This is a genomic window from Roseobacter cerasinus (genome assembly GCF_009811755.1).
GTDB lineage: Bacteria > Pseudomonadota > Alphaproteobacteria > Rhodobacterales > Rhodobacteraceae > Roseobacter > Roseobacter cerasinus.
Genome location: NZ_BLIV01000001.1, coordinates 292,339 through 318,914, shown reverse-complemented (window position 1 = coordinate 318,914; position 26,576 = coordinate 292,339). Strand labels below are relative to the sequence as shown.

The 26,576-nt window shown below is 60.8% G+C and carries 32 protein-coding genes; 29 read left to right on the top strand and 3 right to left on the bottom strand.

Features of this window, described 5'->3' with window-relative positions; genetic code table 11:
- Positions 1–118 precede the first annotated feature (118 nt).
- A complete protein-coding gene (locus tag So717_RS01645) occupies positions 119–772 on the top strand; it encodes a transglycosylase SLT domain-containing protein (protein WP_159974466.1) in 654 nt (217 codons plus the stop codon).
- A gap of 1 nt (position 773) precedes the next feature.
- Here So717_RS01645 and So717_RS01640 read toward each other — a convergent pair whose 3' ends face one another.
- From So717_RS01640 to pepN, 3 genes are read right to left on the bottom strand one after another with little or no spacing between them, the layout of a single operon-like run.
- Positions 774–1,211 carry a hypothetical protein gene (locus So717_RS01640; RefSeq protein ID WP_159974465.1) on the bottom strand — a complete coding sequence of 146 codons (438 nt, stop codon included), beginning with the start codon at positions 1,209–1,211 and terminating at the stop codon, positions 774–776.
- Complete coding sequence (locus So717_RS01635; RefSeq protein WP_159974464.1) at positions 1,201–1,941, bottom strand: SDR family oxidoreductase; 741 nt, start codon at positions 1,939–1,941, stop codon at positions 1,201–1,203. The genes So717_RS01640 and So717_RS01635 overlap by 11 nt, the downstream gene beginning before the upstream one ends.
- Before the next feature lie 3 nt (positions 1,942–1,944).
- Complete coding sequence (gene pepN, locus So717_RS01630) at positions 1,945–4,494, bottom strand: aminopeptidase N (RefSeq protein ID WP_159974878.1); 2,550 nt, start codon at positions 4,492–4,494, stop codon at positions 1,945–1,947.
- Positions 4,495–4,599: 105 nt separating this feature from the next.
- Between pepN and So717_RS01625 the strand changes: the two genes are divergently transcribed.
- From So717_RS01625 to So717_RS01495, 28 genes are all read left to right on the top strand, one after another.
- Positions 4,600–4,788 (top strand): hypothetical protein, encoded by a 189-nt coding sequence (locus So717_RS01625; protein WP_238840596.1) that lies wholly within the window; start codon positions 4,600–4,602, stop codon positions 4,786–4,788.
- Positions 4,789–4,792: 4 nt separating this feature from the next.
- Positions 4,793–4,942, top strand: coding sequence for a DUF2256 domain-containing protein (locus tag So717_RS01620; protein WP_159974462.1), 150 nt, complete (start codon positions 4,793–4,795; stop codon positions 4,940–4,942).
- Positions 4,943–5,040: 98 nt separating this feature from the next.
- Positions 5,041–7,182: a malate synthase G gene (locus So717_RS01615; RefSeq protein WP_159974461.1), complete on the top strand. Its 2,142-nt coding sequence runs from the start codon at positions 5,041–5,043 to the stop codon at positions 7,180–7,182.
- 335 nt (positions 7,183–7,517) lie between these two features.
- Positions 7,518–7,883, top strand: coding sequence for an NADH-quinone oxidoreductase subunit A (locus So717_RS01610; RefSeq protein WP_159974460.1), 366 nt, complete (start codon positions 7,518–7,520; stop codon positions 7,881–7,883).
- Positions 7,874–8,407 (top strand): NuoB/complex I 20 kDa subunit family protein, encoded by a 534-nt coding sequence (locus So717_RS01605; protein WP_159974459.1) that lies wholly within the window; start codon positions 7,874–7,876, stop codon positions 8,405–8,407. The genes So717_RS01610 and So717_RS01605 overlap by 10 nt, the downstream gene beginning before the upstream one ends.
- Positions 8,408–8,416: 9 nt before the next feature.
- The gene (locus So717_RS01600) at positions 8,417–9,034 is read left to right on the top strand and encodes an NADH-quinone oxidoreductase subunit C (protein WP_159974458.1); all 618 of its coding nucleotides are present in this window, start codon (positions 8,417–8,419) and stop codon (positions 9,032–9,034) included.
- Entirely contained in the window at positions 9,034–9,207 is a 174-nt protein-coding gene (locus tag So717_RS22015; protein ID WP_174238975.1) for a hypothetical protein, read from the top strand. Before So717_RS01600 ends, So717_RS22015 begins: the two co-directional genes overlap by 1 nt.
- A gap of 154 nt (positions 9,208–9,361) precedes the next feature.
- The gene (locus tag So717_RS01595) at positions 9,362–10,582 is read left to right on the top strand and encodes an NADH-quinone oxidoreductase subunit D (RefSeq protein ID WP_159974877.1); all 1,221 of its coding nucleotides are present in this window, start codon (positions 9,362–9,364) and stop codon (positions 10,580–10,582) included.
- Positions 10,579–11,055: a hypothetical protein gene (locus tag So717_RS01590; RefSeq protein WP_159974457.1), complete on the top strand. Its 477-nt coding sequence runs from the start codon at positions 10,579–10,581 to the stop codon at positions 11,053–11,055. The genes So717_RS01595 and So717_RS01590 overlap by 4 nt, the downstream gene beginning before the upstream one ends.
- Complete coding sequence (locus So717_RS01585; protein ID WP_159974456.1) at positions 11,056–12,171, top strand: NADH-quinone oxidoreductase subunit E; 1,116 nt, start codon at positions 11,056–11,058, stop codon at positions 12,169–12,171.
- 70 nt (positions 12,172–12,241) lie between these two features.
- The gene (locus tag So717_RS01580) at positions 12,242–12,904 is read left to right on the top strand and encodes a helix-hairpin-helix domain-containing protein (protein ID WP_159974455.1); all 663 of its coding nucleotides are present in this window, start codon (positions 12,242–12,244) and stop codon (positions 12,902–12,904) included.
- 27 nt (positions 12,905–12,931) lie between these two features.
- Positions 12,932–13,180 carry a DUF5337 domain-containing protein gene (locus So717_RS01575; RefSeq protein ID WP_159974454.1) on the top strand — a complete coding sequence of 83 codons (249 nt, stop codon included), beginning with the start codon at positions 12,932–12,934 and terminating at the stop codon, positions 13,178–13,180.
- Positions 13,181–13,192: 12 nt separating this feature from the next.
- Complete coding sequence (gene nuoF / locus So717_RS01570) at positions 13,193–14,488, top strand: NADH-quinone oxidoreductase subunit NuoF (protein ID WP_159974453.1); 1,296 nt, start codon at positions 13,193–13,195, stop codon at positions 14,486–14,488.
- Positions 14,488–14,937 carry a DUF5333 family protein gene (locus So717_RS01565; RefSeq protein WP_159974452.1) on the top strand — a complete coding sequence of 150 codons (450 nt, stop codon included), beginning with the start codon at positions 14,488–14,490 and terminating at the stop codon, positions 14,935–14,937. The genes nuoF and So717_RS01565 overlap by 1 nt, the downstream gene beginning before the upstream one ends.
- Before the next feature lie 2 nt (positions 14,938–14,939).
- A complete protein-coding gene (locus So717_RS01560) occupies positions 14,940–15,434 on the top strand; it encodes a DUF3291 domain-containing protein (RefSeq protein WP_159974451.1) in 495 nt (164 codons plus the stop codon).
- A 4-nt stretch (positions 15,435–15,438) separates the two neighbouring features.
- Positions 15,439–15,762, top strand: coding sequence for a hypothetical protein (locus So717_RS01555; RefSeq protein ID WP_159974450.1), 324 nt, complete (start codon positions 15,439–15,441; stop codon positions 15,760–15,762).
- Between the two features lie 97 nt (positions 15,763–15,859).
- The gene (locus So717_RS01550; RefSeq protein WP_159974449.1) at positions 15,860–16,267 is read left to right on the top strand and encodes a DUF5333 domain-containing protein; all 408 of its coding nucleotides are present in this window, start codon (positions 15,860–15,862) and stop codon (positions 16,265–16,267) included.
- Positions 16,268–16,312: 45 nt separating this feature from the next.
- Complete coding sequence (gene nuoG / locus So717_RS01545) at positions 16,313–18,328, top strand: NADH-quinone oxidoreductase subunit NuoG (protein WP_159974448.1); 2,016 nt, start codon at positions 16,313–16,315, stop codon at positions 18,326–18,328.
- Positions 18,329–18,336: 8 nt separating this feature from the next.
- Positions 18,337–18,708 carry a YNQ4 family lipoprotein gene (locus So717_RS01540; RefSeq protein WP_238840593.1) on the top strand — a complete coding sequence of 124 codons (372 nt, stop codon included), beginning with the start codon at positions 18,337–18,339 and terminating at the stop codon, positions 18,706–18,708.
- A 6-nt stretch (positions 18,709–18,714) separates the two neighbouring features.
- Positions 18,715–19,752 (top strand): NADH-quinone oxidoreductase subunit NuoH, encoded by a 1,038-nt coding sequence (gene nuoH / locus So717_RS01535; RefSeq protein ID WP_159974446.1) that lies wholly within the window; start codon positions 18,715–18,717, stop codon positions 19,750–19,752.
- A 195-nt stretch (positions 19,753–19,947) separates the two neighbouring features.
- A complete protein-coding gene (gene nuoI / locus So717_RS01530; protein ID WP_159974445.1) occupies positions 19,948–20,442 on the top strand; it encodes an NADH-quinone oxidoreductase subunit NuoI in 495 nt (164 codons plus the stop codon).
- Positions 20,439–20,828: a carboxymuconolactone decarboxylase family protein gene (locus So717_RS01525; protein WP_159974444.1), complete on the top strand. Its 390-nt coding sequence runs from the start codon at positions 20,439–20,441 to the stop codon at positions 20,826–20,828. The genes nuoI and So717_RS01525 overlap by 4 nt, the downstream gene beginning before the upstream one ends.
- Positions 20,825–21,244, top strand: a complete 420-nt coding sequence (locus So717_RS01520) for a carboxymuconolactone decarboxylase family protein (RefSeq protein ID WP_159974443.1) — start codon at positions 20,825–20,827, stop codon at positions 21,242–21,244. The genes So717_RS01525 and So717_RS01520 overlap by 4 nt, the downstream gene beginning before the upstream one ends.
- The gene (locus So717_RS01515; protein WP_159974442.1) at positions 21,241–21,843 is read left to right on the top strand and encodes an NADH-quinone oxidoreductase subunit J; all 603 of its coding nucleotides are present in this window, start codon (positions 21,241–21,243) and stop codon (positions 21,841–21,843) included. Before So717_RS01520 ends, So717_RS01515 begins: the two co-directional genes overlap by 4 nt.
- Positions 21,844–22,013: 170 nt before the next feature.
- Positions 22,014–22,418, top strand: coding sequence for a hypothetical protein (locus So717_RS01510; RefSeq protein WP_159974441.1), 405 nt, complete (start codon positions 22,014–22,016; stop codon positions 22,416–22,418).
- Between the two features lie 28 nt (positions 22,419–22,446).
- Entirely contained in the window at positions 22,447–22,752 is a 306-nt protein-coding gene (gene nuoK / locus So717_RS01505; protein WP_011569388.1) for an NADH-quinone oxidoreductase subunit NuoK, read from the top strand.
- Between the two features lie 201 nt (positions 22,753–22,953).
- Complete coding sequence (gene nuoL / locus So717_RS01500) at positions 22,954–25,026, top strand: NADH-quinone oxidoreductase subunit L (protein ID WP_159974440.1); 2,073 nt, start codon at positions 22,954–22,956, stop codon at positions 25,024–25,026.
- Positions 25,026–26,567: an NADH-quinone oxidoreductase subunit M gene (locus So717_RS01495; RefSeq protein ID WP_159974439.1), complete on the top strand. Its 1,542-nt coding sequence runs from the start codon at positions 25,026–25,028 to the stop codon at positions 26,565–26,567. The genes nuoL and So717_RS01495 overlap by 1 nt, the downstream gene beginning before the upstream one ends.
- Positions 26,568–26,576: the final 9 nt, after the last annotated feature.

The window sequence follows — 26,576 nt, the reverse complement described above, 5'->3', positions numbered from 1 at the left end:
GCACGTACTGATATTCAGGCAGGACGGTCAGATACTTCCCGCGAAGGTTGCGCCAAGGCCCGCGCAACCGCTTGGCCCGCCCTTGCACAGACCAAGTGAGTCGGCGCATAGAGGCCGGATGATGAGACTGTCCACGCTCCTCTTCGCCGCTGTGGTGGCCGTCGCCGCCCCCACATTGACGCAGGCCAACGATTCGCCTGAGACGCCGCAGCTCTTTCCGCGCATGCGGTGGAGCCACATGGAAAACCACAGGCTGTGGCATGCTGCGGCCCTGCAGGCGTTGCGCACCCATGGGCGTGCGCTGGTGGAGACGGTGCCCGGTGATATCACCGAGTGGTGCCCTTACTATGAGGCGGCGGGGCAGGTGGGGCGTGAAGCCTTCTGGGTCGGGTTCATGTCGGCGCTGGCCAAGCATGAAAGCACTTACAAACCCTGGGCTGTGGGTGGCGGGGGCCGCTGGTACGGCCTTTTGCAGATCCTGCCCGCTACGGCGCGCGGCTATGGCTGCCGGGCTGGAAGCGGTGAGGCGCTGAAAGATGGTGGCGATAATCTCAGTTGCGCAATCCGCATCATGGCGGTGACCGTGCCCCGTGATGGGGTGATTTCGGGGCGTGACAGCAAATGGCGCGGTGTGGCGGCGGATTGGGGGCCAATGCGCGTGGCCTCAAAGCGGCGCGACATCGCAGGCTGGGTCAGCGCGCAGCCGTATTGTGCCGCACCTCCCGAACCGGAGCGCAAGCGCCGGAAGCGCGAGCACCGTGAAGAACGCTAGACTAGCCGATCCATGAGAAGTGATGCCGTTCGGTGCGAACGCCCAGGTGGTGCAGCGCGGCTTCGAAGGCCTTGTGCGGAGGTGTCGCCTCATAAGGCAGGCGCAGCTTGCGCCCGCTGAGCAAAACAGCAGAGATGCGCACCGAGAGGTCAATACGCGTATCGAGACGCATATGATCGACCTCTGTCCATTTGAGGGTTGCGGCGCGTTTGCCCGTGAACCAGTGAATGCCATCGCGGTCCATGCGCAGGCCCGCCGAAGGGTTGGCCCAAACCTCCCAGAGCGCGGGGAGTGTAAAGAGTACCAGCGCCGCCATCAGCCAAGGCGACGCCTGCACAAGGAGGATTGCAAGGATCGCAGCGATCCAAACTGCGAGCACGACGCCAATGGTGGCCCGGCTGCGGCCCTGCCGGTGATAGACAAATGGCTCAGCGGCCACCCGTGACGTCCAGCGTCGAGCCGGTCACATAGCTTGCGTCGTCAGACAGCAGCCAGATGATCGGCCGGGCGACCTCCTCGGCTGAGCCTTTGCGCTTCATCGGCACCATATGCGCAAGGCGGTCTGCGCGGCCCGGCTCGCCGCCCTTGGCGTGTATCTCTGTCTCGATCAGCCCGGGGCGCAGCGCCATGACACGGATATTATCCGCTGCAACTTCGTCCGACAACCCTTTGGTAAAGCAATCAATTGCCGCCTTGGACGCAGCATAGTCAAGGTATTGATTGCCCGAGCCGAGGCGCGCTGCGGCTGAGGAGATATTCACTATGACCCCGCCGTCTCCCTGCGCCTGCATGCGCACCACAGCCTTCTTCGCGACAAGCATCGCGCCGATCACGTTGATGTCAAACATGCGGCGCAGGCGGGCGTGGTCCATATCCGTAAGTTTGGCGGTCTGATCCACGACGCCCGCATTGTTGATCAGCGCGTCGACCCGGCCAAATTCCGTGTCGATCTTGGCATAGACCGCAGCAATTGCACCGGGATCAGCCACATCGCCCTGGCAAAGCACGACCTTTGCGCCTGCGGCGCGGCAGTCTGCGGCGACGGCCTCGGCAGCAGAAGTGTCGGAGCGGTAATTCAGCGCGAGATCATAGCCTTGGGTGGCGGCAATGCGTGCGCAGGCCGCCCCAATGCCGGCAGAGCCGCCGGTGATGAGCAGAACAGGTTTCATGGGTCAGGTTCCTCGGATACGGGTGAGCATTTCGGTGGTATCACGCGACAGATCGGGCAGCGCGAGAATGCGGTCAAGCTCCGCCGCGATCTTGGCCTGGCGGCTCTCGTCATAGCGTTTCCACGTCTGAAAGACGGAGCACATGCGCGCGGTGGTCTGCGGGTTGACCGGATCGAGCTTGATCAGCCAATCGGCGAGCAACGTATAGGCCGCGCCACTTTCGTGATGAAAGCCCGCGTGGTGACTGGCCATCGCGCCTATGACCGCTCGGAAACGGTTGGGGTTCTTCCAGTTGAAGTCGGCGTGTTCGGTCAGGCGCTGTGCCGTCGATGCCACCTGGTTTGGCTCCGCTTGCATGACTTGCAGGCCGAACCATTTGTCCATCACCAATCGGTCGTGAGACCATTGTTGTTCAAAGGCGCGCAGCGCGTCGTCGCCCGCCTTCTGGCGCAGCAAGACCGACAGCGCGGTCAGTTGCTGGGTCATGTTGTCCGCCGCATCGTATTGGGCTTGCGCGCGGTCCGGGCCGTCGGTCAGCGACATCAGCCGGAGAGCGGCATTGGCGAGGCTGCGGCGGCCCGATTGCTCGGCATTGGGTTGATACGGCTCGCGGACCTGATGCTGATCATAAATGCCGGGCAGCAGATCGCCCAGCTTGTCTGCCTGCGCACGGCCCATCCCTTCGGCGTTGTCCCAGATTGCCTGCGGATCCGGCACTTCGCCCAGTTCATGCAGCGTTCGCGCCAGGTCGGACTGGCCCGGCACCCCCAGCATCAGGGCGCGGTACGCAGGGTCTAGACTGTCGTCGGCGAAGACGGCCCGCAGCCCGTCGAGATATTTTGCATCGGGTGCGGCCCCCTCGCGGATCATTCCGAGTAGGCTTTTGCGGGCCAGATCGCGCCCGGCTTCCCATCGGTTGAACGGGTCCGTGTCATGGGCCAAGAGAAAGGCGGTGTGCTCCTCGGGCAAATCGCGTTGCAAGACCACCGGTGCGGAGAAGCCGCGCAGCACTGAGGGGATCGGGCGTTCGGACAGGCCCTCGAAGGTGAAGGACTGCGACGCCTCGGTCAACTCCAGCACCTGGCTGGGCACCAGTTCCTCACCGCTCGGCGACAAGAGTCCCGTCACGATGGGGATGACTTGCGGCTGCGGGTCAGCTGTCGTCGCTGATGGCTTCAAGTCTTGCGTGAAGGTCAGGATATAAGTTCCTGCATACCAAGCATCTTTGACTGTCACCGTGGGTGTGCCAGCCTGCGAGTACCAGCGCTTGAACTGGCTGAGGTCGCGGCCTGTTGTGTCTTCAAAGACCTTCAGCCAGTCCTCGATAGTGCAGGCTTGCCCGTCGTGCCGGTCGAAATAGAGATCCAGCGCTTTGCTGTAAGCCTCAGCGCCGACAAGACGGCGCAACATGCCAATGACCTCCGCGCCTTTTTCATAGACCGTTGCCGTGTAGAAGTTATTGATTTCCTGAAAGCTTTCTGGCCGAACCGGGTGCGCCAGTGGCCCCTGATCCTCGGGGAACTGGCGGGCGCGCAGCTCAATCACATCCGAGATGCGTTTTACCGGGGCAGAGCGCATGTCAGAGGTAAACTGGCTGTCGCGAAAGACCGTCAGACCCTCTTTCAGGCACAGCTGGAACCAGTCACGGCAGGTGATGCGATTGCCCGTCCAGTTGTGGAAGTATTCATGGGCGATGATCGCCTCAATCCGCTCAAAATTGCTATCCGTGGCCGTCTCCGGGCTGGCCAGCACGGCGGAAGAGTTGAAAATGTTCAAGCCCTTGTTTTCCATCGCGCCCATGTTGAAATCGTCCACGGCCACGATATTGAAGACATCCAGGTCGTATTCCCGGCCATAAACGTCCTCATCCCATTTCATGGAGTCTTTCAGCGCCTGCATGCCAAAGGCGCATTTGCCCTCATCACCCGGACGGACGTAGAGATTCAGATCGACCTCCTGCCCGGACCTCGTGGTGAAACTGTCGGAGTGCGCCACAAGGTCTCCGGCGACAAGGGCGAAGAGATAGGCGGGCTTGGGCCAGGGGTCGTGCCATTCAGCGCGCCCCTCGGAGGCATTCACCGGGTTGCCGTTTGACAGCAGCACCGGGTGCGGGCCGTTGATCGTGACGGTGAAGACGCTCATCACATCCGGGCGGTCGGGGTAGTAGGTGATCTTGCGAAAGCCCTCGGCCTCGCATTGGGTACAGTACATGCCGTTCGACATATACAAGCCTTCGAGTGCTGTGTTGTTGGCGGGATCGATCTCCACCTCCGCCTCCCAGACGAAGGGGGTCGCGGGCACCTTGCATGTCAGGCCCTGGTCGGTGATCTCGGGCGCCACCGGTTGGCCATCGATGCGTGCGGAGATCAGGGTCAGGTTTTCGCCATGCAGGAAGATCTCCTCCTCCGCGTCTGAGGTCGGTGCAAAGGCAATCCGGCTTTTCACGCGGGTGGCATGCGGGTTGAGGTCAAACGTCAGCGCTACGGAGGTGACGTCAAAGCCGAAAGGTTTGTAATCCTTAAGAAAAATGGTCGTTGGAGCCGCGTCACGCATCAGATCACCTGCTTGGGTCATGGAACCGGAGAGATGATGTGGACGTTAATCAGCGAAGTGCCGGCTCGCAACCCGGCTTACACGCACTAGATGAAAGGTATGATCATGTCAGCACCCGATACGAACATTGAACGTCAGGCGGAACGTCACTGGGTTTCCATCACAGGCATCTGCGTGGCTCTGACCCTCGGGGTCGTGATTGGCCTGGGCCTTGCGTCGGTGATCGATCTGAACGGGCCCCAGGTCAGCGCAACAGACGCGCAGATCAATGGCACAGTAACATCGGGCGACTGATCACATGCGCCGGAAAGGGGATTTGCCGCAGAAGCCTTGTGTGGTCTGCGGGCGTCCGTTCAGCTGGCGCAAGAAATGGGAAAAGGTCTGGGCAGAGGTGCGCTATTGCTCGGAACGGTGCCGCCGCAACAGGAAGGGCGGCGGCACCAATTGATTGGTAAGGCAATATTACCAATTTTGTTGCCTATCGGAAACTTTCCTCCTAAACCTTCGTGCAATTGCCCGGATGGCTGAGACTGAGGAGCGTTTGCGATGGCCGGTTACCAACAGAAAAACGATTTGCAGGTGGCGGATGCGCTTGCGGCCTTTCTGGAGGAGCAGGCATTGCCCGGCACCGGCGTGGACCCGGCTGCTTTTTGGCAGGGATTTTCCGATCTGGTGACCGAGACAGTGCAGGAGAACCGAGACCTGCTGGCCAAGCGGGAGGATTTGCAGGCGCAGATCGACGCCTGGCATCTGGAGCAGCGTGGGCAGCCGCATGATCATGAGGCGTATTGCGCCTTTCTGCGCGAGATCGGGTATCTTGTGGAGGAAGGAGAAGACTTCGAGATCGACACCGCCAATGTCGACCCGGAGATCGCATCCGTGCCCGGGCCACAGCTGGTGGTGCCGATCACCAACGCACGCTATGCGCTGAATGCCGCGAATGCGCGCTGGGGCAGCCTCTATGACGGTTTCTACGGCACCGACGCCATGGGCAGCGCGCCACCCAAGGGCGGCTATGACCAGGGGCGAGGCGCACGGGTCGTAGCCCGCGCGCGCGTGTTTCTGGATGAGGCCTTTCCGATCACGCGCACGTCCCACGCGGATGCGAAACGCTACTACGTGCACAAGGGCGCGCTGTTGGTGGACGACCAGTTTCTGGCGCAGCCGGAGAAATTTGTAGGTTACACCGGGCACCCAAAGGCGCCGGATACGGTGATGCTGCGCAACAATGGGCTGCATGTGGAGCTGGTCTTTGACCGCACCCATGCGATTGGCAGCCGCGATCAGGCGGGCCTCGCCGATGTGCGCATGGAGAGTGCCGTCTCCGCGATCATGGATTGCGAGGATTCGGTGGCTTGTGTGGATGCCGAAGACAAGGTCGTTGCCTACGCAAATTGGCTGGGGTTGATGAAGGGCGATCTGCAGGAGACGTTTGAGAAGGGCGGCAAACCCGTCACCCGGGCGTTGAACCCTGATCGTGAACTCATTGCCCCCGATGGCACCAAGCTAAAGCTCAAGGGGTGTGCGTTGATGCTGGTGCGGAATGTGGGTCATCTGATGACCAATCCGGCCATTCTGGACAAGGATGGCAACGAGATATTTGAAGGCGTGATGGATGCGCTGGTCACCACTCTGATTGCGATGCATGACCTGCAGCGCGAGGGCGGCAATTCGCTAACAGGCTCGGTCTATGTGGTGAAACCCAAGATGCATGGGCCGGACGAGGTGGCTTTTGCGGATCGCATCTTCACCCGCGTTGAGCAAATCCTCGGATTGCCGCAATATACTGTCAAGCTGGGGATCATGGATGAGGAGCGGCGCACCTCGGTGAATCTCAAGGAGTGCATCCGCGCGGCGAAGAGCCGAGTGGCCTTCATCAACACCGGGTTTCTGGACCGCACGGGCGACGAGATCCACACCTCGATGGAGGCGGGGCCCTTCAGCCGCAAGGATTTCATCAAGCGCAAGGCCTGGATCGGAGCCTACGAGAACCAGAATGTAGATATTGGGCTGGAGTGCGGCCTCAGCGGCAAAGCGCAGATCGGCAAGGGCATGTGGGCGATGCCCGATATGATGGCCGCGATGCTGGAACAGAAGATCGAGCATCCGAAGTCGGGGGCCAACTGCGCCTGGGTGCCCAGCCCCACGGCCGCGACGCTGCACAGCCTGCATTATCACAAGGTGGACGTCTTTGCCGTGCAGGAAAAGCTGCGCGCTGGTGGGCGGCGGGCCTATGTGGATACAGTTCTGGATATCCCGCTGGCGACTTATCAGAAGTGGACCGACGCGCAGAAAACCCGCGAGGTGGAGAACAACGCGCAGGGTATCCTGGGCTATGTGGTGCGCTGGGTCGATCAGGGTGTGGGTTGCTCAAAAGTGCCGGACATGAACGATGTGGGTCTGATGGAAGACCGCGCGACCTGCCGGATCTCGGCGCAGCATATCGCGAACTGGCTGCATCACGGTGTGGTTGACGCACAGCAGGTCATGGGTGTCATGCGAAAGATGGCGGCAGTGGTCGATGAGCAGAATGCAGGTGATCCGCTCTATCAGCCCATGGCGCCGGGCTTCGACGGGATCGCCTTTCAGGCGGCCTGCGATCTGGTGTTCAAGGGTCGGGTGCAGCCGTCTGGTTATACAGAACCGGTGCTGCATGCTCGCCGGTTGGAGTTGAAGGCCGCCCTCTAACGGCGGCCCATCAAAGCGATCCACCAGAAGCCCCCTGAGCGGCGTCTTTTCCAAGGGGCAGTTTGCGCCTCTGTGACCGCCAAGATCTTTGGGTCAACGCGCCGTACCGGGTGTGACACGGGATCACACATGGCTGGAAATGCTGGCGTTCTGCGCCATTTGCTCCCATGTTGAGAGCGCTAACCGAGAGTAAATCCTATTGATCTAATCAAGGGGTTTTCGAGCGCGGCCTCTGTTGACCCTAAGGGGGGACCGGCGTAAACCCGCATAAACCCTGTTCGCCGCGGGGCAGCATGGTGTGAAATGCACCGGTGCCACAGAAAAGGAGCCAAGCCTTGGACGAGATGTTGCGGGAATATCTTCCCATCCTGATGTTTCTGGCTGTTGCCATCGGCCTCGGACTTGTCCTGATCCTCGCCGCTGTCGTTCTGGCGGTCCGCAATCCCGACCCCGAAAAGGTCTCGGCCTATGAATGCGGGTTCAACGCTTTTGACGATGCGCGCATGAAGTTCGACGTGCGGTTTTACCTTGTCTCGATCCTCTTCATCATCTTCGATCTGGAGATTGCCTTCCTCTTCCCTTGGGCGGTGGCCTTCAAGGATATCTCGATGGTGGGCTTCTGGTCGATGATGGTGTTCCTTGGTGTTTTGACGATTGGGTTTGCCTACGAATGGAAAAAGGGAGCGCTGGAATGGCAGTAGCCGCCGGAGCCAACGTCGCGGGTGCAGACCGCGACGTCGCCACGCAGGATCTGAACCGTGAATTGCAGGACAAGGGCTTCCTGCTGACCTCGACAGAGGACATCATCAACTGGGCTCGCACAGGGTCCTTGCACTGGATGACCTTCGGGCTTGCCTGCTGCGCGGTGGAGATGATGCACACCTCCATGCCGCGCTATGATCTGGAGCGCTTCGGCACGGCCCCGCGCGCCTCTCCGCGGCAGTCGGACCTGATGATCGTGGCGGGCACGCTGACCAACAAGATGGCACCGGCCCTGCGCAAGGTCTACGACCAGATGCCCGAGCCGCGCTATGTGATCTCCATGGGCTCCTGCGCCAATGGCGGCGGCTATTACCATTACAGCTATTCCGTGGTGCGCGGCTGTGACCGCATTGTGCCGGTTGACGTCTATGTGCCCGGCTGCCCGCCAACGGCGGAGGCGCTGCTCTACGGTATCATGCAGTTGCAACGCAAAATCCGCCGCACCGGCACAATCGTACGCTGAGGAGGCCGCATGTCTGACGCATTGAAAGAGCTGGGCGCTTACATCGAAGCCAAACGCACCGACTGTGTGCTGGCCTGGGATGTGACCCATGATGAGCTGAACCTTGACGTGACGCCCTCGAACATCGTGGGGTTGGTGGAATTCCTGAAGAGTGACGCGACCTGCCAGTTCTCCTCGCTCGTGGATATCACGGCGGTGGATTATACGGGCCGCGCCAAGCGCTTCGACGTGGTCTATCACCTGCTGTCGATGTACCAGAACCACCGTATTCGCCTGCGGGTCAGCATCCGCGAAGAGGCTATGGTACCCTCGATTGTCTCGGTGCACCCCTCGGCCAACTGGTTTGAGCGTGAAGTATTCGATATGTTCGGCATCCTCTTCTCGGGCCACCCGGACCTGCGGCGCATCCTGACGGACTACGGCTTCCGCGGCTATCCGCTGCGCAAGGATTTCCCGACCACGGGCTATACCGAGGTGCGCTATGACGAGGCGCAAAAGCGCGTGGTCTACGAGCCGGTGAGCCTGGTGCAGGAATACCGGCAGTTCGATTTCATGAGTCCCTGGGAGGGCGCGGAGTACATTCTGCCCGGTGACGACAAGGCGGATGAGAAAGCAGAGGCGAAGTGATGGACGGGCTCTGGTGGCTCATCCTCTCTGCGCTCACGGCCATCCCGATGGTCAAGCTGCTGCCGTTCTTCGGCATCAACAAATACTGGGCAGCGGCCTGCTTGATCCCGCTGGGCACCATTGCCTTGCTCTGGTGGATGGGTCTGAAGCTGCAAGAGTTGGAGAAGCGGTGATGTGGTTTGAGATAATCAATACACTTATCGGGGCCGCTGGGTTGGGTCTGGCTTTGATGCCGTTTTTAAAAAATATGCCTCAAAATACGAAGCGTATGCTCGCTGCAAGGTTTTGTAATATCAGGGTTCTTTCTTCGACTGGAGGTTCAGCATGATGGACGGTACCAAAGGTTTTGACGACGCCCTGACGGGCGAGCAGAAGATCCGTAATTTCAACATCAACTTCGGGCCGCAGCACCCGGCGGCGCATGGCGTGCTGCGGCTGGTGCTGGAACTGGACGGCGAGATCGTCGAGCGCTGTGACCCGCACATTGGCCTGCTGCACCGTGGCACCGAAAAGCTGATGGAGAGCCGGACCTATCTGCAAAACCTGCCGTATTTCGATCGGCTCGACTATGTGGCGCCGATGAACCAGGAGCACGCCTGGTGTCTCGCCATCGAGAAGCTCACCGGCGTCGAGGTGCCGCGCCGCGCCAGCCTCATCCGCGTGCTTTTCTGCGAGATCGGGCGGGTGTTGAACCACCTGCTGAACATCACCACGCAGGCGATGGACGTGGGCGCGCTGACCCCGCCGCTTTGGGGCTTTGAAGAGCGCGAAAAGCTGATGATCTTCTACGAGCGGGCCTGCGGCGCGCGGCTGCACGCAGCCTACTTCCGGCCCGGCGGGGTGCATCAGGATCTGACCCCTGAGCTGATCGATGATATCGACACCTGGTCTAAGGAATTCCCCAAGGTCATGGCGGACATCGACGGGCTGCTGACCGAAAATCGCATCTTCAAGCAGCGCAACGCCGATATCGGCATCGTCACCGAGGAAGACATCCTCGAATACGGCTTCTCCGGCGTGATGGTGCGCGGCTCCGGCCTGGCGTGGGATCTGCGCCGCGCGCAGCCCTATGAGTGCTACGACGAGTTCGACTTCCAGATCCCCGTGGGCAAGAACGGCGATTGCTATGACCGTTATCTGGTGCGCATGGAAGAGATGCGGCAATCGCTGCGGATCATCCTGCAGGCCATCGAGAAACTGCGCGCGCCCGAGGGGCAAGGCGACATCCTCGCGCGTGGCAAGATCACCCCGCCATCGCGCAAGGATATGAAACAGTCGATGGAGAGCCTGATCCACCACTTCAAGCTCTACACCGAAGGCTTCCACGTGCCCGAGGGTGAGGTCTATTGCGCGGTGGAGGCGCCCAAGGGCGAGTTTGGCGTTTATCTCGTGGCTGATGGCACCAACAAACCCTACCGCAGCAAAATCCGCGCGCCCGGCTTTTTGCACCTGCAGGCCATGGATCACATGTCGCGCGGCCACCAACTGGCTGATGTGGCCGCGATCATCGGGACCATGGATGTGGTGTTTGGAGAGATCGACCGATGAAGAAGGCTCTGACAAGCGCTGTGGCTTGTCTGTGGTGCGGTGCCACCGCCATGGCATCCGTATCAGATCTGATCGACGACTCCATCGGGTACCAGAATATCCGTGATGGGGTGGTGATGATCGAAACCGAGACGGGTGGCAGCTTTTGCAAGATCGATATCGGTGATGAGGTCTTTGCTGAGTTTGCCGAGGGGGGTGACATCAGCGGATATGTGGCCATCTGCGTGCCCTATGACGTGTTCAACGGCAATTTCGTCTCCTCGGATGATCGCAGTTTCACAGATTGCATCGATGCATCCGAAGGGTATACGCATGTGCGTGAGGGTGTGATCCTTGTGGAAGAAAGCGCCGTTTCCTCCTTGTGCCAGATCACCATTTCAGATGATGACTTCGCCCGCTTTGCCTCAGAAGGCAAAAGTGGCGTTCAGGATGCCCGCGCTGTCTGCGTGTCAATAGAAGAGCTTGAGAATTAAATGCTGAGACGTCTTCACCCCGACCAACCCGACGCTTTTGCGTTCACGGCGGACAATCTTGCCTGGGCGGAAGGGCAGATCACGAAATACCCCGAGGGGCGCCAGGCCAGCGCCATCATTCCGCTGCTTTGGCGCGCGCAGGAGCAGGAGGGGTGGCTCAGCAAACCCGCCATTGAGACTGTTGCCGATATGCTGGGCCTGAGCTATATCCGGGCTCTGGAGGTGGCGACCTTCTATTTCATGTTCCAGCTCCAGCCGGTTGGAAAGATCGCGCATATCCAGGTGTGCGGCACGACCTCCTGCATGATCTGCGGCGCCGAAGATCTCGTGGCCGTGTGTAAGGAGAAGATCGCGCCCGAGCCGCATGCGCTCTCGGCGGATGGCAATTTCTCCTGGGAGGAGGTCGAGTGCCTCGGCTCGTGCTCCAACGCGCCGATGGCGCAGATCGGCAAGGATTACTACGAGGATCTCACCGCCGAACGGATGGGCGAGATCATTGACGAGCTGGCGGCAGGCAAGGTGCCCGTGCCCGGCCCGCAGAACGGGCGCTATGCGGCTGAGCCGCTGGGCGGTCTGACCTCGCTGACCGACCATGAGAACGGTAAACCTCAGTACAACGCGTCGGTCGACCTGGCCGTGAGCATCGGCGATACGGTCAAGCGGATTGACGGGACCGAAGTGCCGCTGATCATGCCGTGGCAGGGCAAGGCGGCCAATGTGGCTAAACGCCCGGCCCGAGAAGTAAGGCCCGCTGAAGGCGTGCCCGCAGACGCCACCGGCACCACCGAACAGGAGGCGCAAGCCACGTCAAAGGCCAAACCGCCATCGAAATCCGACCCGGCTGGCGCAACGGACGCGCCGGTTGGGGAAAAGCCTGCGGTGTTGGCCTCGGCGCGCGACGGCGGTCCGGATGACCTCAAGAAGATCAAAGGCGTTGGGCCGAAGCTGGAGAAACTTTTGCATAGCATGGGCTTTTTCCATTTCGACCAGGTGGCAGCCTGGACCGACGAGGAAGTGGCCTGGGTCGATGAAAACCTCGAAGGGTTCATAGGTCGAGTGAGCCGGGACAACTGGGTCGCACAGGCCCGCACACTGGCTGAAGACACAGCCTCCTGAATTTCCAAAACGCGTAAAAGCTGGTTAGAGTGAGATCGGACATACGATCAACAGGAAAAGAGGGACTGGGATGGGCAACAATAAAGGTATGATCGGCATGGCTCTGGGCAGCTGGCTGGTGGCTTTGGCAGGTGGCGTCTTGGCTGCCGTCTTGTTGATGGTCCTGGGGGGATGGGGCTTTATGCAGGGCGTCTTCGCGGGCGTCGTGGTCTTTATTGTGTTCGGCGCGATCATCAGTTGGATCATGACCCGGCCCTTGCCCGGTCCGGGCGAGGTGGTACTTGGCGCAGGGGCCCCTGAGGCGCCGAAAGCGGCACCGGCAGCAGCGCCAGCGGCCAGTGAGGCGGCCCCGAAGATCCAGCCCTCCAAACGGTTGCCGGGCGAAGAGGATCTGGCCGCGCGCAAGGGGGACTGGACCTACGAAAAGGAGCCTGCGGCAGAAGACGCAGCCAAACCCGCAGAGGTCACAGCATCAACCGCCGAGACAGAGGCGCGCCCGGCGGGCTTTAGTGATACGGCACGGGACGGCGGCGCAGACGATCTCAAGAAGATCAGCGGTGTCGGGCCAAAACTGGAAGAGACGCTGAATTCGCTGGGCATCTGGCACTTTGACCAGGTGGCCGCCTTGACCAAGGATGATATCGCCTGGGTTGACGAGCGGCTGCGCTTCAAGGGCCGGATCGAACGGGATGATTGGGTCGGCCAGGCGAAAAAGCTGGCAAGCGGCGACTGAAGGACGGACGGAAAGGCACAACTGATCATGAGTGCGCAGGATCAGGACACACAGGCGCAGGACCGTGCGCTGGCCGCCAAGGGGCGGATGGTCAGCCTTGTGATCGTGGGCACCATGGTGCTGTGGCTGCTGGCGCTTTGGCTGGGGCCGAAGCTGGGTATGCCCGGGCGTTATGCCTTTCTTTTCGATTTTGCGGCATTGGCGGGGCTCTTCTGGGCGCTGGTGGTGTCATTACAGATACGGCGCGCGCGCAAAGACGCGCGCGGGCCCGAGTGAGAGGGGAAGCGGATGCTTCAGGATAAGGACCGGATCTTCACCAATATCTACGGCATGCATGATCGCACGCTGAAGGGCGCGCAGGCACGCGGCCATTGGGACGGCACGGCAGAGATCATCAAGAAGGGCCGCGACTGGATCGTGGACCAGATGAAAGCCTCCGGTCTACGCGGGCGTGGTGGGGCTGGCTTCCCGACCGGCCTCAAGTGGTCTTTCATGCCCAAGGAAAGTGACGGGCGCCCGGCCTATCTGGTGGTGAATGCGGACGAATCCGAGCCCGGCACCTGCAAGGATCGTGAGATTATGCGCCACGATCCGCATACGCTGGTCGAAGGCTGCTTGATCGCGAGTTTCGCGATGAATGCACACGCCTGCTACATCTACATTCGCGGGGAGTACATCCGCGAGAAAGAGGCGCTGCAGGCGGCGATTGACGAGGCTTATGACGCGGGGCTGATCGGTAAGAACGCGGCTGGGTCCGGTTGGGATTTTGACCTGTACCTGCACCATGGGGCAGGGGCCTACATCTGCGGCGAGGAAACAGCACTTCTGGAAAGCCTTGAGGGCAAGAAGGGCATGCCGCGTATGAAGCCGCCGTTTCCTGCGGGCGCGGGGCTTTATGGCTGCCCGACCACGGTGAACAATGTGGAATCGATTGCCGTGGTCCCCACGATCCTGCGGCGCGGGCCGGAGTGGTTTGCGGGCTTTGGCCGCGCGAACAATGCAGGCACCAAGCTCTTTGCCATCAGTGGCCATGTGAACACCCCCTGCGTGGTCGAGGAGGCCATGTCGATCACCTTCGAAGAGCTGATCGAGACCCATTGCGGCGGCATTCGCGGCGGCTGGGACAACCTCAAGGCGGTGATCCCGGGCGGGTCTTCGGTGCCCTGCATTCCGGGCAAGGACATGCGCGAGGCGATCATGGATTTCGACTACCTGCGTGAACAGCGCTCAGGCCTTGGCACGGCGGCGGTGATCGTGATGGACAACTCGACAGACATCATCAAGGCGATCTGGCGGCTGTCGAAGTTCTATAAACACGAGAGCTGCGGGCAATGCACGCCCTGCCGCGAGGGCACCGGCTGGATGATGCGCGTGATGGACCGGCTGGTCACGGGCGAGGCGGAGGTCGAGGAAATCGACATGCTGCTCGACGTGACCAAACAGGTTGAAGGTCACACGATCTGCGCGCTTGGTGATGCGGCGGCCTGGCCAATCCAAGGTCTCATCCGCCACTTCCGCGACGAGATCGAAGACCGCATCAAACACAAACGGACAGGTCGCGTCAGCGCGGTGGCGGCGGAGTAATGATCGATGTCTCTGGAAGGCTTATGGGAGCGATGGTGCTGAGTGCACCTCTCGCGGCTTGTGCGGCGCCGATGGCTGTTGGCGTCGCTTCTGAGTTGGAGCGAAACCGGCTGGAGGCTCTGGATCGCAGCACACTTGTCTATGCGCGGGACGCGGGCATCGCCGCCTTCATGGTTGGTCGCTGTTCTGGCGCCGGCATCGGTTTCAGCCTGGGGACCAGCCGCGAAATGAACCTGCGATTTTTCGATGAGTGGGAACGCAGAGGCTATACGGCCGATGAGATCAACGCTGCCGCCGCGCGGATCAGCGAGGGAGATATCGAGAAGTTTCGTCAATCTTACTTTGGCATGCGTGGGGTAGATCCTACGGACACCCGGGCGATTTGCGATTTGGCGCGGTCGGAGATGGATCAGCGGACGACGCTTGGTCGAATGATGCGGGAGATTTAAGAATGCAAGGTCATCATCTTGCGGAACTCAACGTTGGCCGCCTTGTCGCCCCGATGGAGGACCCGCGCGTGGCGGAGTTCATGCAGAACATCGACCGGATCAATGGTTTGGGCAAACGTATGACGGGGTTCGTGTGGATGATGGAAGGCTCTGGCGCGCCGGGGTCTGGCAATACGGAAAACGCGATTGGCGGCGACCCGCGGTTCGTGCCCAACCTCAGCGTCTGGGAAACGCCGGAGCAGCTGGAGACTTTTGTCTGGGGCACCCTCCACAAGCAGTTCTACGAGCGTCGGGCGGAGTGGTTCGAGGTGCTCGGAGAGATGCACTTCGTGATGTGGTGGGTGCCGGAGGGGCATCAGCCGACGCTGGAAGAAGCGCTCGACCGGCTTGAGCATCTGAAGACCCATGGAGACAGCGACCACGCCTTTGGCTGGGCGCATTTGAAGGACGCAAACCGCTGGCGCACTGAGCGCTGCGCGCAGGTTGCGGCGGAGTAGTGATATGAGACGTGTTTTGACATATTTGGCGGTGGCCGGCCTGCTGGCAGCCTGCGGCAGCGAGGCTGAGGACGTGGCCTTTGACGGCCAGTTCTACCGCACTGGGATCAGTGATCTTGACGAGCGCCACAAGTTTCAGGTGACGGCTGCTCCGGTCTCGGCTTCGCTGCTCGGGGCACGGGAGGCGGCGCGTTATGAGGCCACGATCTTCTGCGTGAATGAATATGGCAGTTCCAATATCAACTGGGTGGTTGGCCCCGACGACCCCGATGAGGTTCTGCCCATCTCGAACGATACCCTGACGCTGGAAGGGGCCTGCCCGCTGTGACGGGCGCGGCTCCATATCCCTTGCTATTGAATAGCGGGCCTCTCGTATCCCATCTCGGGAGGGTGCGGCATGTGCTGCGCTTTCAAGGAGAGTGGATATGAAGACACCTGTTGTTTCCCTGGTTTTGGCGGCTCTGATCGTGGGATCGCAAGGCGCGCTGGCCAAACCAGCCCTTCGGGATGTGAAGCCGATAGACGACGGGCTGTTTGCCATCGGCTTGGCGGATCAGATCCGCAAGAACTGCCCGCAGATTTCGGCCCGTGTGTTGCCAGCACTTTCTGCATTGCAGAATTTAAACCAAACCGCCAAAGAGATGGGCTATACTCAGGCGGAGATTGACGCGCATGTGGACTCCGAGGCCGAGAAAGACCGCCTGCGCGCTCGGGCCGCGCGCTACATGGCGTCGAAGGATTTGAATGTGGATCAGGCGGGCTATTGCGCGCTTGGCAAAGAGGAAATCGCACGGAACAGCACGGTGGGCGTGCTGCTGCGGGCAAAAGACTAGGGCACGCCGCGTCATGCGGGCGTGCCGGAGCTAAAGGCGAGCGATATGAGCGACTTACGCAAGGTTGTCATCGACGGAAACGAGATTGAGGTGGACGGCGCGATGACGCTGATCCAGGCCTGTGAAGAGGCCGGGATTGAGATTCCGCGTTTTTGCTATCACGAGCGGCTGACGATCGCGGGCAATTGCCGCATGTGTCTTGTCGAGGTCGTGGGCGGCCCGCCGAAGCCAGCGGCTTCCTGCGCGATGCAGGTGAAGGATCTGCGGCCCGGACCGGAAGGCCAGCCGCCCGTGGTGAAGACTAACTCGCCCATGGTGAAGAAGGCGCGTGAGGGGGTGATGGAGTTCCTGCTCATCAACCACCCGCTGGATTGCCCGATTTGCGACCAGGGCGGCGAGTGTGACCTGCAGGACCAGGCGATGGCTTATGGCGTGGATTTCTCCCGCTACCGCGAGCCCAAGCGGGCGACCGAAGACCTCGATCTCGGCCCGTTGGTCGAGACGCATATGACGCGCTGCATCTCCTGTACGCGCTGTGTGCGCTTCACCACCGAAGTGGCGGGCATTCACCAGATGGGTCAGACCGGGCGCGGAGAGGATGCGGAGATCACGTCCTATCTCGGCCAGACGCTCGATTCGAATTTACAGGGCAATATCATTGACTTGTGCCCTGTCGGCGCGCTTGTCTCGAAGCCCTATGCTTTCACCGCGCGGCCTTGGGAGCTGACCAAGACCGAGAGCGTGGATGTGATGGATGCGTTGGGGTCGAACATTCGTGTCGACACCAAGGGGCGTGAGGTCATGCGCTTCCTACCTCGCAACCACGACGGTGTGAATGAGGAGTGGATCTCCGACAAGACGCGCTTTGTCTGGGACGGGTTGCGGCGGCAGCGGCTCGACACGCCTTACATCCGTGAAAATGGCAAGCTGCGTCCGGCAAGCTGGCCAGAGGCGCTGACTGCAGCGGCACAGGCGATGGCGGGCAAATCTGTGGCCGGGCTGATTGGCGATCTGGCCCCGGTTGAGGCGGCTTTTGCGCTGAAACAGCTGATCGAAGGGCAGGGCGGTATCGTCGAATGCCGGACGGATGGGGCCAAGCTGCCTGCGGGCAACCGCTATGGCTATGTCGGTGACGCGTGCATCGAGGACATCGAAGACGCGCAATATGTGATGCTGATCGGGACCAACCCGGCGGTGGAAGCGCCGGTCCTGAACGCGCGCATCCGCAAGGCCTGGACCCGGGGTGCCAATGTGGCGCTGATCGGTGAGGCGGCCGATCTGACCTATGAACATGTGCACATGGGCACGGATCGCAAGGCGCTGGGTGATTTGCAGCAGCATGACTTCGGCGCGATCAAGGACGTACCCTCGATCGTAATTCTGGGGCAAGGCGCGCTGACCGGCGACGATGGCGCCGAAGTGCTTGCGGCGGCCATGGATGTGGCGGAAAAAACCAACGGCAAGCTTATGGTGCTGCACACCGCCGCCGCCCGTGTGGGCGCGATGGATATAGGGGCCGTGGCTGAGGGTGGCATCGACGCGGCGCTGGGCGCGGATGTGATCTATAACCTTGGTGCGGATGAGGTCGAGATCCCCGCCGGGCCCCTCGTGATCTATCAGGGCAGTCACGGCGACCGGGGCGCACATCGGGCTGATATTATCCTTCCTGGCGCGGCCTACACTGAGGAGCCGGGCCTGTTCGTGAACACCGAAGGCCGTCCGCAACTGGCCCTGCGCGCAGGCTTTGCACCAGGGCAGGCCAAGGAAAACTGGGCGATCCTGCGGGCGCTGTCCGCCGAGATGGGTGCGCAGCTTCCCTTTGACAGCATCGCGCAGCTGCGGCAGGCGCTGGTCAAGGACGTGCCGCAGCTGAGCCAGGTCGACGCCGTGCCCGAAAACGAGCGGCAGCCGCTGGAGCAAGGCGCTCTGGGCACCGGCAACTTCCACAGTGCCGTTACGGATTTCTATCTGACCAACCCGATTGCCCGCGCATCCGAGCTGATGGCGGAGCTTTCGGCCAATGCAAAGGCCCGCCGACAGGAGGCGCTGGCTGCGGAATGAGGGCTGCTGTGCTGAGCGCTGCCATGATCCTTGTCGCCTGTACCGAACAGGCCCCGTTGGCGTCCGACTTCGTGCCGGACTATCTGGGTGCGGAGATCACGCAGCTGGCGGGTGATCTTGTTCAGGTCGAGGCGCGGATGACCAAGGCGGGCACCGCGTCCAATGTCTTTGCATACGCGGATTGTGCAGTGGCGTCTTTCATGCAGGAGGATGCTGTGCCATATGCGCGCTATGTACGGTCGAATTTCGACAGAGAGGCTGGCGTGTGGGCCGCAGATGTTGTTTACATCACCTCGGCGGAGCGGCCGCGCGGTATTCGGGTAATTGATGCAGCGGCAGTTGTCGCGCACTGCAGGCAGAAACGCATTCCCACGGTGTGAGGACCTATGGCTGATTTCTTTACAACCCCGGGCGGTATCGCCGTGATCATCCTGGCGCAAGTGCTTGCGGTTGTTGGCTTTGTGATGGTCTCGCTGCTGTTCCTCGTCTACGGCGACCGCAAGATCTGGGCCGCCGTTCAGATGCGGCGCGGGCCCAACGTGGTGGGCACCTTCGGGCTGTTGCAGACGGTGGCCGATGCGCTGAAATACGTGGTGAAAGAGGTCGTGGTGCCTGCGGGGGCAGACAAGACCGTCTTCATGTTGGCGCCGATGACGTCTTTCGTCTTGGCCCTCATCGCCTGGGCGGTGATCCCCTTCAACGAGACCTGGGTGCTGAGCGACATCAATGTCGCGATCCTGTTTGTCTTTGCCGTCTCTTCGTTGGAAGTTTACGGCGTGATCATGGGCGGCTGGGCGTCGAACTCGAAATATCCGTTCCTTGGGAGCCTGCGCTCGGCGGCGCAGATGATCTCCTACGAAGTGTCGCTGGGGCTGATCATCATCGGGGTGATCATCTCCACCGGCTCCATGAACTTCGGCGGCATCGTGGCCGCACAAGACGGGCCTTACGGGTTCTTCAGCTGGTATTGGCTGCCGCATTTCCCGATGGTTTTCCTGTTCTTCATCTCCTGTCTGGCCGAGACCAACCGCCCGCCGTTTGACTTGCCCGAGGCGGAGTCCGAACTGGTCGCGGGCTATCAGGTGGAGTATTCCTCGACGCCCTTCCTGCTGTTCATGGCTGGTGAATACATCGCGATTTTCCTGATGTGCGCGCTGACCTCGCTGCTGTTCTTCGGCGGCTGGCTGTCGCCGATCCCCGGGCTGCCGGATGGCGCGCTCTGGATGGTGGCGAAGATGGCCTTTTTCTTCTTCATCTTCGCGATGGTGAAGGCGATCACCCCGCGCTACCGCTATGACCAGCTGATGCGGCTGGGTTGGAAAGTGTTCCTGCCGTTCAGCCTCGTCTGGGTCGTCTTCGTGGCCTTTGCGGCCAAGTTCGAGTGGTTCTGGGGCGCCTATGCCCGCTGGGGCATGGGGGGCTAAAATGCTCGAGAGCGATCTTGCCGACATGTATCTTACGCTCGACGACGAACAGAAGCGATCGTTCGCAGTGCATTTAGAGGATCATCTCGAAGGTAGATGGTTTGAACGCTCGAAGACGGGAAAGAAGCTGGAAGTTGATTTTATACGGTCTGCATTGTCGAAATGGTCTCAAAAACACTCAAACGGGAGTATGACATGACTCAAATCGACTACACCCGCGCCGCCAAGTATTTCCTGCTACAGGATTTCTGGGTCGGCATGAAGCTGGGGCTGAAGTACTTCTTCGCTCCTAAAGCAACTGTGAACTACCCGCATGAGAAAGGGCCGCTCAGCCCACGCTTCCGGGGGGAGCACGCGCTGCGGCGCTATCCCAATGGCGAGGAACGCTGCATTGCCTGCAAGCTCTGCGAGGCCATTTGCCCCGCGCAGGCGATCACCATTGATGCGGAGCCGCGCGAGGATGGCTCGCGCCGCACCACGCGTTACGACATCGACATGACCAAATGCATCTACTGCGGCTTCTGCCAGGAAGCCTGCCCGGTGGATGCGATTGTCGAGGGGCCGAACTTCGAGTTCTCCACCGAGACGCGCGAAGAGCTTTACTACGATAAGGAAAAGCTCTTGGCCAACGGCGAGCGCTGGGAAGCCGAGATCGCCCGCAATCTGGAACTGGACGCGCCTTACAGATGACCACTTCCGACGCATATCAACGCGGCAAGGCGATGGCGGAGGCCACGAACCCGGGCATCGAGGCGGCTCTGGCGGCGCGCTATGACGCGATCCTGCCGGGGTTTTCCACCACGATGATGGAGGTGGCCTTCGGGCACTACTACACGCGCGATGGGCTGTATGATAAAACGCGCTATTTGGCGACCGTCGCGGCGTTGGCGGCACTTGGCGGGCAGACCGGCCCGCAGTTGAAGGTACACATCCGCAATGCGCTCCGCTCGGGGGCTACCCAGCGCGAGGTGGCGGAGGTGATCAACCAGATGGCGCTTTACGGCGGCTTTCCGGCCATGATCAACGCGCTGAACGCGGCGCTTGAGGTCTTCGAAGGGGAGGAGGCCGACACATGAGCGATCCGAAAAACCCCTTTGAAGGCGCAAATCCCTTTGCCGCCATGTTCACACAGGCGCAGGAGATGGCCAAGGCTTTCCCCGCGATGGAGGCGTTCACGCCCAAGGGGTTCGAGAAGATGATGGGCACCATGCCCAAAGAGATGATGGAAATGATGTTCGGCAATGCGCTGAACGAGGGCAGCTTGGACGCGCGCACGCGCATGCTGCTGACGCTCGCGGGGCTGACGATGCAGGGCGCGCAGAATGACATGGCGTTCCGCCAGGCCGTACGTCACGCGCTGGAGGCGGGCGCCACGGAGCAGCACATTGTCGAGACCATCGGCCAGATGTCGATGTTTGCAGGCCTGCCAGCGATGACCCGCGCGCTGGAGCTGGCCCAGCAGGTGCTGGACGAAGGAAAGGACGAGGAATGACGGTTTTTGCCTTTTATCTCTTTGCGATCAGCGTGATCGCGGGCGGGCTCTTCACCGTGATCAGCCGCAACCCGGTGCATTCGGTGCTCTGGCTGATCCTGGCATTCCTCAGCTCTGCCGGGCTCTTCGTGCTGCTGGGGGCGGAGTTCGTGGCGATGCTGCTGATCATCGTCTACGTGGGCGCGGTTGCGGTGCTCTTCCTCTTCGTGGTCATGATGCTCGACGTGGATTTTGCCGAGTTGAAGGCGGAGATGGCGAAATACATGCCGCTGGCGTTGCTGATCGGCGTGGTGATCCTGATGCAGTTCGTCATGGCCTTCGGGTCGTGGGAGGCCAATGCCGCAGCGGAAGGCCTCCGCGCGAACGTCACGCCCGTTGATCGGCACAACACGGAAGCTTTGGGGATGATCCTCTATGATCAATACTTCCTGCTGTTCCAGCTGGCCGGGCTGATCCTGCTGGTGGCGATGATCGGGGCGATTGTGCTGACACTGCGCCACCGCTCGGATGTGAAGCGGCAGGATGTGGTTGCGCAGATGATGCGCGATCCGGCCACCGCGATGGAACTGAAGGATGTGAAGCCGGGGCAGGGCTTGTAATGGAGGGTGACCAGATTGCTGTTCTGGTGGCCATTGCTGTCGCGGTGCTCGCGGCATTTGGATATTTCAACCGGTCCTGAGACCGGCAAGGGCGACATGATGGAACCGAAAGACGCCGAAGCGAGGCAGGGCCTGTGAAAACAACGTTTGCATCAGCGGCGGTTGCGATGATGTCAACGAGCGGCGTGGCAGAGACCTGTGCGTCCGGCTCTCATCATGACTTCACCTCCGCGCCCGTGGATTTGGGCGCCGGGTCTGTGATGCACGAACGTTTCGTGTCCTTTGACGGGGATCAGATGCACTCAGTGGTGGTGACGCATTGCGGGTCGCTGACACAGATGGAAGCCTTTACGCACATTGCCGACAAGGGCGCCGCGGCGACGATCCATGTGGATCAGAACCTTGTTGTGAAAGCGGTCCGGCACGCAGCGGAAGCTTCCGAGGCGGTCTCACTCTCGCAACTGGGTGCGCGTCTGGATGCCATGGGGGCGCGTTCGACGACGTATAGGCTGGATCGCCCCAGCTGTGGCTGTGACCTATTTTACGGCGCTGGCGGGGCGAGGCCCGAGAAGTGATGACGCTGAAAATGCCTGAGGATGAGATATGATCGGACTTGAACATTACCTGACAGTGGCGGCGACGCTCTTTGTCATCGGCATCTTTGGGCTGTTTCTGAACCGCAAGAACATCATCATCCTGTTGATGAGCATCGAGCTGATGCTGCTGGCGGTGAACATCAATCTGGTGGCCTTCTCCAGCTTCCTCGATGATCTGGTGGGGCAGGTCTTCACGCTCTTCGTGCTGACGGTCGCGGCGGCAGAGGCGGCGATTGGCCTGGCCATTCTGGTCTGTTTCTTCCGCAATCGCGGCACCATCGCCGTCGAAGACGTCAATGTGATGAAGGGTTAGCGTTGTGCAGCTCCCTCAAGTACCACGACCGAAGAATGGGTCATTGACACCAAATAGGATGATGGTGCTCAAGGTCGTGCAAGATGTCGCTGTCGAAATGGCATGCACAGCATGTGGAAAGACTCACATGGCGAATTTTCTAAACTACCGCGCAATCGAATGTGATGCACCGGAATGCGCAACAGACAGAGGTGACAACTAGTGGAAACCATCATCCTCTTTGCCCCGCTGGTTGGCGCGCTGCTCTGCGGCTTTGGCTGGAAAATCATCGGCGAAACAGCAGCCATGTGGGTCGCCACATCGTTTCTGTTCCTCTCGGCGATCCTCAGCTGGCTTGTTTTCCTGACGTTTGACGGCACCACCGAACAGATCCAGATCCTGCGCTTTATCGAAAGCGGCACGCTCAGCACGGATTGGGCCATCCGGCTCGACCGGCTGACGGCGATCATGCTGATCGTGATCACCACCGTCTCCAGCCTCGTGCATCTCTATTCCTTTGGCTACATGGATCACGATCCGCAGTGGCGTGAGGGCGAGACCTACAAGCCGCGGTTCTTCGCATACCTCAGCTTCTTCACCTTCGCGATGCTGATGCTGGTGACCTCGGACAATCTGGTGCAGATGTTCTTCGGCTGGGAGGGCGTGGGCGTCGCCTCCTACCTGCTGATCGGGTTCTATTACCGCAAACCCTCCGCCAATGCGGCGGCGATCAAGGCGTTTGTGGTCAACCGCGTGGGCGATTTCGGTTTTGCTCTAGGCATCTTCGCGCTGTTCTTCCTGACCGACAGCATCAACTTCGACGATGTGTTTGCGGCAGCACCTGATCTCGCGGAGACACAGCTTACCTTCCTGTGGTCGGAGTGGAACGCGGCCAATCTCGTCGCCTTCCTTTTGTTTATCGGAGCGATGGGCAAATCGGCGCAGCTGATCCTGCACACCTGGCTACCGGACGCGATGGAAGGCCCGACACCCGTCTCCGCGCTCATCCACGCGGCGACCATGGTGACCGCGGGGGTCTTCCTCGTCTGCCGCATGTCGCCGGTCATGGAGTTCGCGCCGCAAGCGATGATGTTTGTGACCATGCTGGGCGCGGCGACCGCCTTCTTTGCGGCCACGGTCGGCCTCGTGCAGACCGACATCAAGCGCGTGATCGCCTATTCGACCTGCTCGCAGCTGGGCTATATGTTCGTGGCGGCGGGCGTGGGCGCTTATTCGGTCGCGATGTTCCACCTCTTCACCCATGCGTTCTTCAAGGCGATGCTCTTCCTCGGTGCGGGCTCGGTCATTCACGGCATGCACCATGAGCAGGACATGATGAACTATGGCGGGCTGCGCAAGAAGCTCCCTTATACCTTCTGGGCCATGCTGATCGGCACGCTGGCGATCACCGGGGTGGGCATTCCGCTCACCGGGTGGATCGGTTTCGCAGGCTTTGCCTCGAAAGACGCGGTGATCGAGAGCGCTTATGCGGCGATGCCGGGCGGTTTTGCCTTCTGGGCGCTGGTGATCGCGGCGCTTTTCACCAGCTTCTATTCCTGGCGGCTGATGTTCCTGACCTTCTGGGGCACGCCGCGGGGCGACAAGCACACCTATGAGCACGCGCATGAAAGCCCGATGACGATGCTGATCCCGCTTGGCGTTCTGGCGCTTGGCTCGGTCTTTGCAGGGGCCATCTGGTATTCGAGCTTCTTTGGTAAGCAGAACGAGGTGATCACCTTCTTCGGCGGTCACTACGAAGAGCCGAGTGACGAGATCAAAGCTGCGGTGGCGGAGCGGAGCCCCAAGGCATCCGAGCTTCACTATGTGATGGAAGACCCGCCCGGCGGCGCGGGTATCTACATCGCCCCCGAAAACACCGTGCTGCACGAGGCGCATTACGTGCCCACCTGGGTGAAACTGTCGCCCTTCGTGGCGATGGTGTTGGGGCTCGCCGTGGCGGTCTGGTTCTACATTGTGAACCCGGAGCTGCCCAAGCGGTTGGCCGAGAACCAGCGGCCTCTCTATCTCTTCCTGAAGAACAAATGGTACTTTGACGAGATCTACGATTTCATTTTTGTGGGTCCGGCGAAGTGGGTTGGCCGCTTCTTCTGGCGGCGCGGCGATGGTGATGTGATCGACGGCAGCCTCAACGGCGTCGCCATGGGCATCATCCCCTTCTTCACCCGCCTCGCGGGCCGCGCGCAATCCGGCTATATCTTCACCTACGCCTTCGCCATGGTGATCGGCATCGCGGTGCTGGTCACGTGGATGTCGCTCTCCGGGGGAGCCAACTGATGGACAACCTGCTTTCCATTGTGACCTTCATCCCGGCGGTTGCGGCACTGATCTTGGCTGTCTTCCTGCGCGGCGATGATGAAGCAGCCAATCGCAATGCCAAGTGGCTGGCGATGGCGGCGACGACGACGACCTTCCTGGTGTCGTTATTCATCCTGGCGGATTTTGACCCGAATGACACCGGCTTCCAGTTCGTCGAAGAGGCGCCTTGGCTGTTGGGCCTGCAGTACAAGATGGGTGTCGATGGTATCTCGGTGCTCTTCGTGATGCTGACCACCTTCATGATGCCGCTGGTGATCGCGGCCTCGTGGAATGTGACGGTACGCGTCAAGGAATATATGATCGCGTTTCTGCTCTTGGAGACGCTGATGCTGGGCGTCTTCATGGCGCTGGATCTGGTGCTCTTCTATCTGTTCTTCGAGGCGGGTCTCATTCCGATGTTCCTGATCATCGGGATCTGGGGCGGGGCGAACCGCATCTATGCGAGCTTCAAGTTCTTCCTTTACACCTTCCTCGGCTCGGTGCTGATGCTTGTGGCGATGGTGGGCATGTTTGCCGAAGCGGGCACCACTGACATTGAACAACTGCTGCGGCATCAGTTCGATTTCGAGACCTTCTCGATTGCGGGCGTGACCATCGTGGGCGGTCTGCAGACGCTGCTGTTCCTCGCCTTCTTCGCGAGCTTTGCGGTCAAGATGCCAATGTGGCCGGTGCACACCTGGCTGCCCGATGCGCACGTGCAGGCGCCGACTGCCGGGTCGGTTGTGCTGGCGGCGATCTTGCTGAAGATGGGCGGCTATGGCTTCCTGCGCTTTTCGCTGCCGATGTTCCCCGTCGGGGCGGAGGTGCTGACGCCGTTGGTGCTGTGGATGAGCGCAATTGCGATTGTCTACACTTCACTGGTCGCACTTGTGCAGGAGGATATGAAGAAGCTGATCGCTTATTCCTCGGTTGCGCATATGGGCTTTGTGACCATGGGGATTTTCGCCGCGAACCAGCAGGGCGTCGATGGCGCGATCTTCCAGATGATCAGCCACGGGTTCATCTCGGGTGCGCTCTTTCTTTGCGTGGGCGTGATCTATGACCGGATGCACACGCGGGAGATCGACGCCTACGGCGGGCTGGTCAACCGGATGCCGGCCTATGCTCTGATCTTCATGCTCTTCACCATGGCCAATGTGGGTCTGCCGGGGACGAGTGGATTTGTGGGTGAATTCCTGACGCTGATGGCGACGTTCCAGGTCAACACCTGGGTTGCGGCTGTGGCGACCACGGGTGTGATCTTCTCTGCCGCTTACGCGCTCTGGCTCTACCGTCGGGTCGTCATGGGCGATCTGATCAAGGAGAGCCTGCGTTCGATCACCGATATGACCCCCCGTGAACGCTGGATCTTTGCGCCGCTGGTGGTGATGACCTTGCTGCTGGGGGTTTACCCGGCGCTGGTGCTGGATGTCACAGGGCCCGCAGTGGCCAATCTGGTTTCAAATTACGAGACGGCGCTGGCCGCAGCGGAAGCTGCAACCCAGCTGGCGTCGAACTGAAGGACGATG

What these genes read in the sequence shown, in the direction of transcription:
- So717_RS01645 (WP_159974466.1), top strand. Translation starts at nt 119, where the DNA reads ATGATGAGACTGTCCACGCTCCTCTTCGCCGCTGTGGTGGCCGTCGCC.
- So717_RS01635 (WP_159974464.1), bottom strand. Translation starts at nt 1,941, where the DNA reads ATGAAACCTGTTCTGCTCATCACCGGCGGCTCTGCCGGCATTGGGGCG.
- pepN (WP_159974878.1), bottom strand. Translation starts at nt 4,494, where the DNA reads ATGCGTGACGCGGCTCCAACGACCATTTTTCTTAAGGATTACAAACCT.
- So717_RS01625 (WP_238840596.1), top strand. Translation starts at nt 4,600, where the DNA reads ATGTCAGCACCCGATACGAACATTGAACGTCAGGCGGAACGTCACTGG.
- So717_RS01620 (WP_159974462.1), top strand. Translation starts at nt 4,793, where the DNA reads ATGCGCCGGAAAGGGGATTTGCCGCAGAAGCCTTGTGTGGTCTGCGGG.
- So717_RS01615 (WP_159974461.1), top strand. Translation starts at nt 5,041, where the DNA reads ATGGCCGGTTACCAACAGAAAAACGATTTGCAGGTGGCGGATGCGCTT.
- So717_RS01605 (WP_159974459.1), top strand. Translation starts at nt 7,874, where the DNA reads ATGGCAGTAGCCGCCGGAGCCAACGTCGCGGGTGCAGACCGCGACGTC.
- So717_RS01600 (WP_159974458.1), top strand. Translation starts at nt 8,417, where the DNA reads ATGTCTGACGCATTGAAAGAGCTGGGCGCTTACATCGAAGCCAAACGC.
- So717_RS22015 (WP_174238975.1), top strand. Translation starts at nt 9,034, where the DNA reads ATGGACGGGCTCTGGTGGCTCATCCTCTCTGCGCTCACGGCCATCCCG.
- So717_RS01595 (WP_159974877.1), top strand. Translation starts at nt 9,362, where the DNA reads ATGGACGGTACCAAAGGTTTTGACGACGCCCTGACGGGCGAGCAGAAG.
- So717_RS01590 (WP_159974457.1), top strand. Translation starts at nt 10,579, where the DNA reads ATGAAGAAGGCTCTGACAAGCGCTGTGGCTTGTCTGTGGTGCGGTGCC.
- So717_RS01585 (WP_159974456.1), top strand. Translation starts at nt 11,056, where the DNA reads ATGCTGAGACGTCTTCACCCCGACCAACCCGACGCTTTTGCGTTCACG.
- So717_RS01580 (WP_159974455.1), top strand. Translation starts at nt 12,242, where the DNA reads ATGGGCAACAATAAAGGTATGATCGGCATGGCTCTGGGCAGCTGGCTG.
- So717_RS01575 (WP_159974454.1), top strand. Translation starts at nt 12,932, where the DNA reads ATGAGTGCGCAGGATCAGGACACACAGGCGCAGGACCGTGCGCTGGCC.
- nuoF (WP_159974453.1), top strand. Translation starts at nt 13,193, where the DNA reads ATGCTTCAGGATAAGGACCGGATCTTCACCAATATCTACGGCATGCAT.
- So717_RS01565 (WP_159974452.1), top strand. Translation starts at nt 14,488, where the DNA reads ATGATCGATGTCTCTGGAAGGCTTATGGGAGCGATGGTGCTGAGTGCA.
- So717_RS01560 (WP_159974451.1), top strand. Translation starts at nt 14,940, where the DNA reads ATGCAAGGTCATCATCTTGCGGAACTCAACGTTGGCCGCCTTGTCGCC.
- So717_RS01555 (WP_159974450.1), top strand. Translation starts at nt 15,439, where the DNA reads ATGAGACGTGTTTTGACATATTTGGCGGTGGCCGGCCTGCTGGCAGCC.
- So717_RS01550 (WP_159974449.1), top strand. Translation starts at nt 15,860, where the DNA reads ATGAAGACACCTGTTGTTTCCCTGGTTTTGGCGGCTCTGATCGTGGGA.
- nuoG (WP_159974448.1), top strand. Translation starts at nt 16,313, where the DNA reads ATGAGCGACTTACGCAAGGTTGTCATCGACGGAAACGAGATTGAGGTG.
- nuoH (WP_159974446.1), top strand. Translation starts at nt 18,715, where the DNA reads ATGGCTGATTTCTTTACAACCCCGGGCGGTATCGCCGTGATCATCCTG.
- nuoI (WP_159974445.1), top strand. Translation starts at nt 19,948, where the DNA reads ATGACTCAAATCGACTACACCCGCGCCGCCAAGTATTTCCTGCTACAG.
- So717_RS01525 (WP_159974444.1), top strand. Translation starts at nt 20,439, where the DNA reads ATGACCACTTCCGACGCATATCAACGCGGCAAGGCGATGGCGGAGGCC.
- So717_RS01520 (WP_159974443.1), top strand. Translation starts at nt 20,825, where the DNA reads ATGAGCGATCCGAAAAACCCCTTTGAAGGCGCAAATCCCTTTGCCGCC.
- So717_RS01515 (WP_159974442.1), top strand. Translation starts at nt 21,241, where the DNA reads ATGACGGTTTTTGCCTTTTATCTCTTTGCGATCAGCGTGATCGCGGGC.
- So717_RS01510 (WP_159974441.1), top strand. Translation starts at nt 22,014, where the DNA reads ATGTCAACGAGCGGCGTGGCAGAGACCTGTGCGTCCGGCTCTCATCAT.
- nuoK (WP_011569388.1), top strand. Translation starts at nt 22,447, where the DNA reads ATGATCGGACTTGAACATTACCTGACAGTGGCGGCGACGCTCTTTGTC.
- So717_RS01495 (WP_159974439.1), top strand. Translation starts at nt 25,026, where the DNA reads ATGGACAACCTGCTTTCCATTGTGACCTTCATCCCGGCGGTTGCGGCA.